This is a genomic window from Psychroserpens sp. XS_ASV72 (assembly GCF_041224425.1).
GTDB lineage: Bacteria > Bacteroidota > Bacteroidia > Flavobacteriales > Flavobacteriaceae > Psychroserpens.
In genome coordinates this window covers 80141-93309 of the sequence record NZ_JBGFGL010000070.1, presented here as the reverse complement: position 1 = coordinate 93309, position 13169 = coordinate 80141, and the positions used below count along the sequence as shown (strand labels likewise).

Here is a 13169-nt window from a genome sequence, read left to right as displayed (position 1 = left end):
GATTTCCTTAAATAGATTATATTTGTCGATTCAAACCACACTTAAAATAATGAATTCAAAATACTTGTTACTTTTATTGGTTTTGGTGGTGTCTTCTTGTGCTACAAAAAAGGAAGTGCTATACCTACAAGATGCCAATGAAAACAATAGTGCTCAAATCAATTACCAGGAGACGACCATACAGCCTAATGATATTCTAAAAATTGATGTTGAAACCTTAGTGCCTGAAGCCTCTGCACCATATAATCAAGGTCCACAGAATAGTTCTCAATTAGCTAACCTGCAACTCTTACAGCTTAAAGGTTATTTGGTGTCAAATGAAGGAACAATCAGCTTTCCGGTTCTTGGAAAAATTGAAGTGGGTAGTCTAAAAATTGATGAAGCAGAAGACAAGATAAAAGAAGAACTGGTGTCAGGCGGACATCTGAATGATCCTAAGGTTCGTGTGCGTATTGTCAATGCTAAAGTTACTGTTTTGGGTGAAGTGACCAGTCCAGGAACTTTCACCTTTACAGAGCAAAATATAACTATATTACAAGCTTTGGGTTATGCAGGTGATTTAACCATTAATGGAAAACGTGATGACATTATTGTAACTAGAGATGTTGATGGAGTGCGACAAATTACTCATATTGATATTACTAATACAGAATTCATGAATTCTGAGTTTTATTATATCAAACCTAATGATGTTATTATTGTCAATCCAAACAATCCAAAAGTAACCAGCGCAGGTTATATTTCGAATATTCCTACTTTATTGGGTGTTGGTTCTATCGTATTAACTTCTATTATTCTTTTGACTAGATAATCATGAGCAATAACCTAAATACGTTTTCCAGTTTTGAAGACGAAAAAGCGGACTTAAAACAGGAATTTAGAAAATACCTAAGATATTGGCCATGGTTTGTGCTGACTTTAATTGTGGCGCTATTAAGTGCATATATCTATATTAGATATGCACCTCGAATCTATGCAACCTATGCCAAGATTAAAATTTTGGATGAGTCTGAAGGATTGGAACTGCCAACTTCTGCATTTATTTTTAAGCGTTCAAATATCAACTTAGAAAATGAGATTGAAATCTTAAAATCATATCGAATTCTAGAAGAAGTTGCAAGACAGCAAAAATTGAATACTTTATTCTTCGAAGAAGGAACCATACAAACAGCTCGAATAGCTGAATTGCCATTTTATTTTGAGCAATTGATTTCTCAAGATAGTATATCTAATCCGTTGGCATATTCGATTGATGTTGAAGATGATTATTTTGATGTTACAAACCTGAAGACCGAAACATCGGTTCGTATACCAAATCATGATAGTTTTTCAGTCGATCACGATTTTCCTTTTGAAATTAGATTAGATTCTACCTATAATTACAAAAAAAGTGTTGGAAAGCGGTTTTTGGTCAATTTCGATTTTCTGAGCAATGCCGCCTTAAGACTTAAATCAAAAATAACTGCTGAGGTTATTGGAGAGCAAAGTGATTTGTTGAACTTATCTATGAAAGGTGAAAGTAAACTTCTCTCAGAACGTATCTTAAACACGTTGATAGATGTTTTCAATAAGGATGGAATCAAAGACCGACAATTGGTATCACAAAGAACTTTAGAATTTATTGATGATAGGTTTATCTTTTTAGCTGAAGAATTGGATTCCATCGAGATTGACCGAAAGGAATTCAAGCAGCGAAATAATTTAGTGGATTTAACAGCTGATGCGCAGTTAGGTTTAGAATTGCGATCTCGTTCTGATGAAGATCTTTTTCAAGTTGAAAGTCAGATTGCTATTGTGGAAATGTTGAGTGAAGCCCTAGAATCGAATTCTAAAGGTGGATTATTACCAGCAAACATAGGTCTTGACAACAACAACATCAATGCGCTTATTAGTGAATATAACTTAGCGGTACTTGAAGTCGAAAAATTAACTAATAGTGGAGGTGTTAACAATCCGAACGTAAAATTAGCGCAATCAAATATCAATGATTTAAGAGTTAATATTCTACGTTCTTTGAATACTTTCAAACAGCAACTTACCGTTTCGCAACGTCAATTTAGAAGTAGAAACAATCGTTTTGTTGGAAGTGTGTCTCAAATTCCAGAAAAGGAAAAGCTATTAAGAGCAATTGAACGTCAACAAAAGATTAAGGAAAGCCTATATCTTTTACTGTTACAGAAACGTGAGGAAGCTGCAATTAATCTAGCAATTACAGAACCTTCTATAAAAGTTGTAGACTATGCGTTGTCAACTACTAGTCCGATATCACCAAAGAAAAGAGTCGCTTATGCTGTTGCAATTTTAGCAGCCTTGCTAATTCCCTTTGGAATACTTTACATCATTTTTATGTTGGATACAAAAATTCACGGAAAAGATGATATTCTTAAAATTAGCAACTCAATTCCAATTATTGCTGAGATTCCTGATATTGGGAAAAAAGAGAAAGCCTTCTTCGAAGATCCAAATGATAGAACCGTTCTAGCTGAATCTTTTAGAATATTAAGTTCTAACGTAAATTATCTTATGCCTATTACTGAAGATGAAGATAAAGGTAAGGTTATATATTGTACCTCTACTATTAAGGGAGAAGGAAAGACTTTTATCAGTATAAATTTATCATTGGCATTGTCAAGTATGAATAAAAAAGTGCTTTTGATTGGAGCCGATTTAAGGAATCCTCAAATTCATACACATACCAAATACGAAAAGAACACGACAGGTCTTTCAGATTATTTACACGATGGTACATATCATTGGAAGGATAACTTAATCACTGGTTTCAGTAAGCATGAATATCACCATATATTACTTTCAGGTAATATTCCTCCTAACCCAACAAGTCTATTGACAAATGGTCGCTTTGAGGACATGATCAATGAAGCTAAAGAGATTTATGATTATGTTATTGTTGATACCGCTCCAACAGTCTTAGTAACAGACACCATGCTGATTTCTAAGTTTGCTGATGTGACTGTATATATTGCTAGAGCTAATTTTACTGATAAAAAAGTAATGGAGTTCCCACAAGAACTACATCAAACAGGAAAACTTAAGAACATGGCTTATGTTATCAATGGTGTAGGAGCTAGCAAATCTTATGGCTACGGTTATAACTATGGCTATGGCTATGGCTATGGTTATACAGGAACCAATAAAAAGAGAACTTAAGAAAAGGTTTTTTTCTTATTGATTGGCTAAAGCCTTCAAACCTTTTATGGTTTCAAGTGGGTTTTCACTTTTGAACACATAGCTTCCAGCAACGAGAACATCTGCTCCAGCCTCTATAAGCTGTACAGCATTTTTATCGGTTACTCCACCATCGATTTCAATTTTGGTTTTAGCACCCTTTTTGGTTATGAGTGCTTTAAGTTGTTTGATTTTTGAATAGGTGTTTTCAATAAAACTTTGGCCTCCAAATCCGGGATTTACACTCATTAAGCAAATTAAATCAATGTCCTTTATAATGTCTTCCAGTAGATGAATAGGTGTGTGTGGGTTTAATGCTACTCCTGCATTCATCCCTTCGGCTTTTATGGCTTGAATCGTTCTATGAAGATGTGTACAGGCTTCGTAATGTACTGTGAGATTATTGCTGCCCAATTCAGCAAAAGTTTTAATATAACGATCAGGATCTACAATCATGAGATGCACATCTACAAGTTTTTTGGTGTGTTGTGTTATAGCCTTTAAAACAGTCATCCCATATGAAATGTTTGGAACAAACACACCATCCATAATATCAATATGAAACCAATCAGCTTCACTTTGGTTTACCATTTCTATATCGCGTTGGAGGTTTGCAAAGTCTGCAGCTAATAATGAAGGTGCAATGAGTTTTGTAGACATTGATTTGTTTTTTTGCAAAAATAGAATAAAAAAACAAACCCACGGTAATCAGCCGTGGGTTCTTTCATCAATCAAAAAACGAACAGTTATGAGATGCTCAATTGCTTGAGCGTAACTGTTTGTTACTGTTATTAGGTCGTAATTACAACAAATTACTAACCTAAATAAGTCTTTAATATTTTACTTCTAGACGTGTGTTTAAGACGTCTAATTGCTTTTTCCTTAATTTGACGTACACGTTCACGTGTTAAGTCGAACGTTTCTCCAATTTCCTCCAAGGTCATAGGGTGTTGATTTCCTAAACCAAAGTACAAACGAATGACATCTGCTTCACGAGGCGTTAAGGTCTCTAAAGCACGTTCAATCTCAGTTCTTAATGACTCGTGCAATAAATCTTTATCAGGATTTGGAGACTCACCACTTCGCAATACATCATAAAGATTTGAGTCTTCACCTTCAACTAATGGAGCATCCATCGATACATGACGTCCAGAATTCTTCATAGACTCTTTTACGTCATTGATCGTCATATCTAATTCCTTAGCAATTTCCTCAGCACTTGGTGGACGCTCATGACTTTGCTCTAAGAATGCAAAGGTTTTATTGATTTTGTTGATTGAACCAATTTTGTTCAAAGGTAAACGAACAATACGAGACTGTTCAGCCAAAGCTTGAAGAATCGATTGACGAATCCACCAAACGGCATAGGAAATAAATTTAAATCCACGTGTTTCATCAAAACGTTGAGCTGCTTTGATTAAACCTAAGTTTCCTTCGTTTATTAAATCTGGTAACGTTAAACCTTGATTCTGATATTGTTTAGCAACAGAAACAACAAAACGCAAGTTTGCTTTTGTTAGTTTTTCTAATGCAACTTGGTCACCTGCTTTAATTCGTTGAGCCAATTCAACTTCTTCATCGGCTGTGATCAAATCAACCTTGCCTATTTCCTGCAAGTATTTATCCAACGAAGCAGTTTCTCTATTGGTAACCTGCTTCGTAATTTTAAGTTGTCTCATTTAATTTGATGCTTTTTTATTTGGGTTATTCTTGTACAAAGGGTTATACGTAACCAATGCATAAAATGTTACAGGAAAATAAAATTATTTTAAATTTTAATAAGTTTTTTGTTGGTCAGATTAATATCGTCCAACATTTCGTTGGTGAATTTATAATGACCACGTGTAGTAATTAACTTAAAATGATGTGATTTCAGTGCACTTAGTGTATTGAGAAATAACCACTTAGACTTAAGTAATTTAGGCTTTTCACTTTTCAGACTAATGTCAAAATAGTGACGTGCACCATTCTTTTCAGCCACAATATCAGGTGTGATGGTTATTTTGCTTCCTTTTTTGATAAAGGATTTAGGTGTTTCATAACCTTCCGTATCGGCTTTAATGTTCTCAAATCCATGTTGCTCTAAGTATTCAACTGAATCTTTCAATACTTCTTTATATTTTTCTTTGTCCGCTTGTATCATAGCTAATAATATAACAAAATATATGGAAAATCCAAAACCCAGACGGTATTTAACGTTTGTTGTGATGAAATTCCATGGTTAATCATAGTTCTGGAATTACTTTTGGGTTAATCCTCTTGTAAGCCAACCTCTTTTATTTGCTGTTATGATAGCATAAGGTGTAATCCAAAATAAGGCAAACGTGTAAAGGATGCTATAGGTGTAAGCCCAAATGGATTCACTAATTTCATAACGGTATGAATAAAATACGACTGAAAATGATGAGATTACGAGAATACTTAATAAAGTAGACCCTAAAAATAAAAGCGGATGTGTAAGGACAAAAAACAGCATGAAGATTACGAATGGATAACTCATTAGTAATCTTAAAAACTGACTTATAAAAAGTAATCGGCTACCCAATTTACTTCCTTTCCTAAAATTTGTAAATACATATTTAGCCATGGCTATATTTTCTCTCACATTGCTTCTTCCCCAACGAATAAACATCTTGTAAAGGCCTGGATATTTTTCAGGGACATTAGTGTAGGCAACAGCATTTCTTTGGAATAAAACATGCTTTCCTTGCTTTAGTATCATATTGGTCATGGCTCTGTCTTCACCAATATCAGATGGTTGTCCCATAAATGTCTGATGGATCCACTCAGGTAAACATGCCTGTACAGCAGAACTTCTGTAAGCAGCCAAAGCACCTGGTGTACATAAAACAGAATTTAAATGACTTTCTGCCGAACGTACAAATTCAAAACTCATGACAAAACTAACATCTAGCATTTTTGGCAGTATTTCCTTGGTATTATTCAAGACTCTAATATTACCAGCAACAGCTCCACAGTTTTCATCTATTACAAATGGACTTACGAGATTTTTAATAGTGTTTTCTGTCACAATAGAATCACTGTCGATCGTAATAAATATATCACCAGTTCCAAGATGAAATCCTCGGTAAAGCGCATGTCTTTTGCCTTTGTTTTCTTCCTGTTGGAATATGTCAAGACGTTCACCAAGTTCAGATTTTGCCTTTTGCATCCATCTCCATGTATCGTCTAAGCTTCCATCATCAATGGCCAATAACTGTAATTTTTCTGTTGGATAATCGCTTTTGGCAATGCTGATTAAAGTGTCGTAAACCTGTTTACTTTCATTATAAGCAGGAACGATTACAGTACAGGTTGGAAGCTCGTCATTAGAAACAGCTTCTATGGGTTTGTATTTGTAATAGTGATAGGCTGTAAAAAGAAAGAAAAAGGCTTTGTAAATGAAAAGTCCTACAGCTGCATATAAAAATGTCAGTCCAATAAATGACGTCTTCCTATCGGCATTTATTTGTTCGAAATCCGAGTGAAAAACATAAAAAAAGTACAAACCTAAACCAATGATTAGAAAGGTGCTTAAAAGAATAATTCTATTGTGTGGACTTTCAGTTTTTCCTTTTCCGTGGATGATTCCATTTATGAAATTGGAGCTGTTTTTAATAGCTTTTTTTTGGATGGTGTTAATTTTTTTGATTGGCCTTAATTGTTTTGTCATGTGCTTACTTTATTAATTTCATGAGATATTTGTAAAAGAAGTACGTTACATGTGAGCCATTGGATTTTTTTTAATATTTATTTAGGATTAAGGTAACAGCATTTTAACACCTTATAGAGTTGATGTCAATGAAATAAAAAAGTCCAAGTAGTTTTTACCTATTGGACTTAAATACAATGACGTTAATCTCTATCTGATTTAGCAAGCTATAGAGGAGAGGGTTATCAATACAATATATTGTGTCTCATTTTCTTGATCATAAATTTGAACATATATGGTTTGCCCAGGATCAGTGTTTTCATAAATTTCTGCTCCATCCAATGCATTTAGACCAAGAATGGCATCTTCCGCAGTTAGGTGATAGGTTAATTCCAGAGTGCTTTCCAATTCCAAGGTATCAAAGATGCAAGCAGTGTAATCGTTTAAGATAAATTCAGATACGCCAGAGCCTATTTCGGTTTCACAGACTTCAAAAACAAAATCTGTACATACACTAAATTCTGGGTCACAACGCTGGTTTAAAACTAGCTCACGCTCTTCGCTTCTAAGCAGTAAGGAGTTTTCATCTACATATGTTACTTTCCAATCATAATTAAAGAAATCTAGAATTTCGGAATCATCATCGGTACCAGTGTCATCAATTAAATTGATATTTAAATGCAACTCGTTTTCTATCGTAAAAACCGTCCAAGAACCTTCAAAGTTCGATTCTTCAAAATGAAATGAAGTATTGCCATTTGTTCCATTAAAAAAGCCACCAAGAAATGAATTTTCATAATTGTAACTGTAACCTACTTTCCAAACACAGTTTTCTATGAGCTGATAACATTCCTCAATAAGTTCTTCGTTAAGACAAAGATCGATAGCATCTTTAAGTTCCTCTTTGTTTTCAATCGTGAATTCCTCTCCAGTAGCTAAGGTACTGGTAATAGGAAAACTCACACTAATTGAATACGACTCATCAAGACTTTCCAAAAGATTGCTGAATTCGGCATCATTAGGAATTGAATTGGTGGATACATAATCTAAATTATTGTTAAAGACAAATATGGTTAATGGGTAATAAAAATCGATACAAACAATGCTTTGATCTGGTCTCGTTTCGTCTGTGGTTATGTCTTTCAGATTTTTAAATAAGTCTGAATCTGCAGCAATTATTTCTGTAGCTTCTGGATTTGGATTATTGTTAAGGCTAAGATTATCATCCTTATCATAGGCACACGAAGTGATAAGCAAGAGCGATAAGGAAAAAGATAGAAAAGTGTAAAGATGTCTCATTAGGTCGATTGATTTTTTGATGTTAATAGCTTGCGAGCATAGTATCAAAAACAGTGCCATGGGATTGTAAATGATGATTAATTTGAAATATATAGAACAAATAAAAAAGCCCATCTAATTTAGATGGGCTTTTTGAAAACAATTTGATCTTAGTTATCGTTTTTTGGTTTGCGATCATCGCGTCTATTATCACGATTGCGATTATCTCTACCTTTATTATCACGTCCACGATTATTGTTGTTGTCGCGTTTAGGTCTGTCTTGCCAACCTTCTGGCTTAGGCAAAAGTGCCTTACGGGATACTTTATCCTTTTTGGTTCTAGCATCGATTCCGAAGTATTTCACATCAAAAACATCTCCCATATTAACTACGTCAGAAACATTTTCAGTGCGTTCCCAAGCCAATTCACTTACGTGTAATAAGACTTCATTTCCTGGAGCTTCAGTGTATTCAACTACAGCTCCAAAATCTAACATCTTAATAACCTTAACTTCATAAACACTTCCTACTTCAGGTTTGAACATTAAAGCATCTATTTTAGCTTCAACGGCAGCAATACCTTCAGGGCCAACACCTAAAATTTCAACAATACCTTCTTCAGTTACAGGATCTTCATTGATAACGATAGTGGTATTGGTTTCTTTCTGTAATTCCTGAATAACTTTTCCGCCAGGACCAATCAATGCTCCAATAAACTCATTAGGAATACGTCTAGTCACCATTTTAGGAGCATGATCTTTCACATCAGGATTAGGACTTGCAATAGTATCGGTTAGTTTCTCAAGAATGTGTAAACGTCCATCACGAGCTTGCTTCAAGGCTTTGACCAAAACCTCATATGATAGTCCCTTGATTTTGATATCCATTTGGCATGCGGTAATACCATCTTCAGTACCAGTTACTTTAAAGTCCATATCACCTAAGTGATCTTCATCACCTAAGATATCAGAAAGTACAGCATATTTTCCAGTATTTGCGTCAGAGATCAATCCCATAGCAATTCCCGAAACAGGCTTTTTCATTTGAACACCAGCATCCATTAATGCCATTGTTCCAGAACAAACTGTTGCCATAGAAGACGATCCGTTAGATTCTAAAACCTCCGAAACCACACGAACAGTATAAGGGCAATCCTCTGGAACCATGCCTTTTAAAGCACGTTGTGCTAGGTTACCATGTCCAACCTCACGTCTAGACGTTCCACGAATTGGTCTTGCTTCACCCGTTGAAAAAGGAGGGAAGTTGTAATGTAAGTAAAAACGCTCTTCACCTTCAAAAGATGGCATATCGATAACATTGGCTTCTCTAGAAGTTCCTAGTGTAACCGTAGCTAAGGCTTGCGTTTCACCACGTGTAAAGATTGCAGAACCATGTGTAGACGGTAAATAATTCACCTCACACCAAATCGGTCTGATCTCATCCGTTTTACGGCCATCTAATCGTAAACCTTCCTCAAGTGTTAGGTTTCTGATGGCTTCCTTTTGGGCTTTGGCTACATATTTATGAATAAGCTTTCCTAATGCATCTTGTTCTTCTTCAGAAAAAGATTCAAAGACCTCTTCCTTGATGTCGCTAAAGGCAGCACCTCTTTCTTGTTTTGAGGAACCTGCTTTGGCAATAGCGTATGTTTTATCATACACCATGTCGTGAATTTTTTTAGATAAATCCTCATCTTCAGTTTCAGGTTCGTACTCTCGGGTTTCTTTCTTTCCGAAAGCTTCAGCCAACTTCACTTGGGCATCACATTGTACTTTGATAGCTTCATGAGCAAACTTGATGGCTTCAGTCATTTCCTCTTCTGAAATTTCTTTCATCTCACCTTCAACCATCATTACAGAATCAGCTGAGGCACCAATCATCATGTCGATGTCAGATTCTAGTAATTGTGCTTGTGTTGGATTGATGATAAGTTCGCCATTGACACGTCCAACTCTTACTTCAGAGATTGGCGTTTCAAAAGGAATGTCAGATAGTTGAATTGCTGCTGAAGCGGCTAAACCTGCCATAGCATCTGGCATAACGTCGTCATCATGCGACATTAATTGGATCATCACCTGAGTTTCAGAATGATAATCTTTAGGGAATAACGGTCGCAATACACGATCGACCAATCGCATAGTCAATACTTCTCCATCACTAGGTCTGGCTTCTCTTTTGAAGAAACCTCCAGGATAACGACCTGCAGCGGCAAATTTTTCTCTATAATCTACCGTAAGTGGCAAAAAATCAACATCTGCAGCATGGTAATTTGAAACCACAGTACAGAGTAGCATACATTTTCCTGATTGAACAACAACACTTCCGTGTGCTTGTTTTGCTAATTTTCCAGTTTCAATAGAGATCTCTCTACCGTCACCAAGGTCAATGACCTCTTTAAATGTTTTTGGAATCATATAATTTGTATTCTGGCTTTTATTTCATACGAATAAGAGCCTTGTTAAACAATGGTCGTTGTGTTGTTGTAGTTGTTGTTGTGGGACGTGAAGTCCAGACCAATGAAAAACTAGTTATCCCAAATCCATAATGGGATGTTTATGCTATTTTTTTACAAAATTATACTCTTTTGCTTGAGTTGTATATAAAACAAAAAAGAGGCTAAGAAGCCTCTTTAATATTATTTTCTTAATCCTAATTCTTTAACAATAGCACGATATCTCATGATATCTTTCTTTGTTAGGTAATCAAGTAAAGCACGACGTTTACCAACCATTTTTACTAGGGAACGCTCTGAATTAAAATCTTTACGATTCTTTTTTAAATGCTCAGTAAGGTGGTTAATTCTGTGAGTGAACAAAGCAATTTGTCCTTCAGCAGAACCAGTGTCTTTTTCATTTTTGCCATATTTTTTAAAGATGGCTTCTTTTTCTTTTGAATCTAAATACATGCTAATATTATTGTAAATGATTGTTATGTATATTGAAAGTCGTTCTTTCAAGCGGCAAATATAGTAATTTTTAATGATTTACAAGTTTTAGGAAAAATGTTTTTACACAATTAAACCTTTTAAAACTCTTTTGGTCTTAACATCATATTAACTATTAAAGAAAAGGTAATCATGAAACAAAAAAAATTAAGTCGCTATTTATTTGTATTGGGTATAGTGGCATTTGCTTTTACAAGCTGTAGCAAAGAAGACAACAATGAAACTGACACACAAACTTCTGATGTGAATGAACTTAGACGTGCAGCAGAGGTTGATGCCGTTAGTGAGCAATTAAGTGATATCATTATTGATGCTTATGAGGTTGAAGAAAATACAAATTTGGACAGAACTACTAGTAGTGCATCGTCATTTCTGCCACCATGTGTTACAGTAACGGTAGTTGCACAACAAGGCTTTAGAGAAGTTACTTTAGATTTTGGTACTGATGGTTGTGTGGTTAATCAGCATCTTTTAAGAGGACAGATTGTGTTTTCTTATACAAGAGATATAAATGCTCAAGAGATTTTGATTTCCTACAATTTAGTTGATTTTTATTTTGATGCTAAGCAAGTTATAGGAAGTAGAACCATTCTTAGGGAATTATCTAACGATAATGGTAATCCACAATATACACATCAATTGGATTTAACCGTGATATGGCCAAACGGATTACAAGCGAGTAGAGAAGGACTTAAGATAAGAGAATGGGTTGAAGGTTTTGGCAGTGGTGTGTTTAGCGATAATGTGTTTGAGGTTACTGGAAACTGGACAACGACCTTTGTTAACGGTAATGAACATAGCTATGAGGTATTGACACCATTACGAAGAGAAGTAACTTGCAGTTATTTTGTAAGTGGAACGGTAGATGTGCAACGAACAAATTTTGGAGGAACATTTGATTATGGTTCAGGAGATTGCGATAGCAATGCAACGTTCACATTTAATAATGGAAATGTAATTGATATAGTCCTCAATTAGTTGTGTCTTTTAGTTTAGGGATAAAAAAAACCGAGCAATTTTACTCGGTTTTTTTTGATTAAGATGGTTATCTTTTGATAAATCTTTTGGATATCACAGCAGTATCAGTTTGAATCTTTATAGTGTATAATCCAGAATTTAATTGAGATACGTCTATGCTAGAACTCACATTTTTAGCATCCAATATTCTTCTTCCATTCATGTCATACACAGCAATTGCACTAATATTGTTATCGTTAGCTATTTTTATGTTTAGTTGAGATGATACTGGATTTGGAAAAAGTTTCAAATCTGATTCCAATGTAGTATTGGCCAAACTTAAGGTACTTCTATCCAATGCTTCATAAAGCGCTAAGGTCTCGTTGAAAACATTTCCTAAGAAGTCAATATCAAAAGCATTTGTTGAGGTTCTAAATACCAAATTTCCATCACTGTCATCATAGTAGTAATAAGCTGTTTGGGTAACGGTTCCGATATCAAAAATTCCAGCAACGGTCAATGAGATATCTAATACTGTTTTTAACCTAGTGACACTTCCGCTATAAGCTCCTAAACCAAAATCATTAAGGTTAAGTGTGCCATATCCATCAACTTCAGTATTGAAGCTTCCGGTAAACGTACCATTTACATTAGTACCATCAACAGAACCAGCAAACGTACCACTTACAGTATCGGAATTTGAAAAACTATAACTTAATGGGAACGTTCCTAATGTAGCATTGTTTGATAAATTCAAGGTTAAAGCCTCTTGAGTGGCACCAGTGATTGAAATCTCTCCAGCTTGATTTCTGATAAACAACCGACTTTCAGTTGGAGGCATCGCATTAGTAGTGACGACTAAAACTTCGGTTGTTCCAGGGTAATCTGATTGCTCTGCTGGTGTTGGTGCAACGTTTGTATCTGTATTAATTCCTACAGGAGATAATGACATGTAGTTCCATGTTACGGCTGCGCCAGAAGTACTTTCATCAAGTAGTGTTGATGAATCAATAATAGCATAATCCTTTTCAGAAGCATTTGCAAATTGAGCAATAGGAGCTTGAGCAAAAGACAAAGATGAGGCTAGTAAAAAAATGAATAGTAATTGTTGTTTCATGTTTCAAGGGTTTGATTTTTTGTTCTTTACGAATT

At 35.0% G+C, this 13169-nt stretch carries 11 protein-coding genes; 3 read left to right on the top strand and 8 right to left on the bottom strand.

All coding sequences use genetic code 11. The features are described 5' to 3' along the window. The first annotated feature begins 49 nt into the window (after positions 1-49). Both AB9K26_RS03590 and AB9K26_RS03585 read left to right on the top strand, forming a co-directional pair. Positions 50-811, top strand: coding sequence for a polysaccharide biosynthesis/export family protein (locus tag AB9K26_RS03590; RefSeq protein WP_369971169.1), 762 nt, complete (start codon positions 50-52; stop codon positions 809-811). A gap of 2 nt (positions 812-813) precedes the next feature. Then, the gene (locus tag AB9K26_RS03585; RefSeq protein ID WP_369971168.1) at positions 814-3168 is read left to right on the top strand and encodes a GumC family protein; all 2355 of its coding nucleotides are present in this window, start codon (positions 814-816) and stop codon (positions 3166-3168) included. 15 nt (positions 3169-3183) lie between these two features. On the opposite strand, the gene rpe is transcribed toward AB9K26_RS03585, so the two are convergent. The 7 genes from rpe to rpsO form a co-directional block, all read right to left on the bottom strand. Continuing rightward, positions 3184-3846 (bottom strand): ribulose-phosphate 3-epimerase, encoded by a 663-nt coding sequence (rpe, locus tag AB9K26_RS03580; RefSeq protein ID WP_369971167.1) that lies wholly within the window; start codon positions 3844-3846, stop codon positions 3184-3186. A gap of 155 nt (positions 3847-4001) precedes the next feature. Next, complete coding sequence (locus AB9K26_RS03575) at positions 4002-4865, bottom strand: RNA polymerase sigma factor RpoD/SigA (RefSeq protein ID WP_040247666.1); 864 nt, start codon at positions 4863-4865, stop codon at positions 4002-4004. An 89-nt stretch (positions 4866-4954) separates the two neighbouring features. Then, on the bottom strand, positions 4955-5329 hold the full coding sequence (locus AB9K26_RS03570) for a hypothetical protein (RefSeq protein WP_369971166.1): 375 nt from the start codon (positions 5327-5329) through the stop codon (positions 4955-4957). Between the two features lie 96 nt (positions 5330-5425). Continuing rightward, complete coding sequence (locus AB9K26_RS03565; protein ID WP_369971165.1) at positions 5426-6859, bottom strand: glycosyltransferase family 2 protein; 1434 nt, start codon at positions 6857-6859, stop codon at positions 5426-5428. 198 nt (positions 6860-7057) lie between these two features. Continuing rightward, positions 7058-8137, bottom strand: a complete 1080-nt coding sequence (locus tag AB9K26_RS03560) for a hypothetical protein (protein ID WP_369971164.1) — start codon at positions 8135-8137, stop codon at positions 7058-7060. Positions 8138-8286: 149 nt separating this feature from the next. After that, positions 8287-10530, bottom strand: a complete 2244-nt coding sequence (locus tag AB9K26_RS03555) for a polyribonucleotide nucleotidyltransferase (protein ID WP_369971163.1) — start codon at positions 10528-10530, stop codon at positions 8287-8289. 221 nt (positions 10531-10751) lie between these two features. After that, the gene (gene rpsO, locus AB9K26_RS03550; protein ID WP_369971162.1) at positions 10752-11021 is read right to left on the bottom strand and encodes a 30S ribosomal protein S15; all 270 of its coding nucleotides are present in this window, start codon (positions 11019-11021) and stop codon (positions 10752-10754) included. A 171-nt stretch (positions 11022-11192) separates the two neighbouring features. On the opposite strand from rpsO, the gene AB9K26_RS03545 reads away from it, so the two are divergent. Next, positions 11193-12038, top strand: a complete 846-nt coding sequence (locus tag AB9K26_RS03545; protein ID WP_369971161.1) for a hypothetical protein — start codon at positions 11193-11195, stop codon at positions 12036-12038. A 67-nt stretch (positions 12039-12105) separates the two neighbouring features. Here the strand turns inward: AB9K26_RS03545 and AB9K26_RS03540 are convergent, their stop codons facing one another. Further along, positions 12106-13134: a T9SS type A sorting domain-containing protein gene (locus tag AB9K26_RS03540; protein ID WP_369971160.1), complete on the bottom strand. Its 1029-nt coding sequence runs from the start codon at positions 13132-13134 to the stop codon at positions 12106-12108. Positions 13135-13169: the final 35 nt, after the last annotated feature.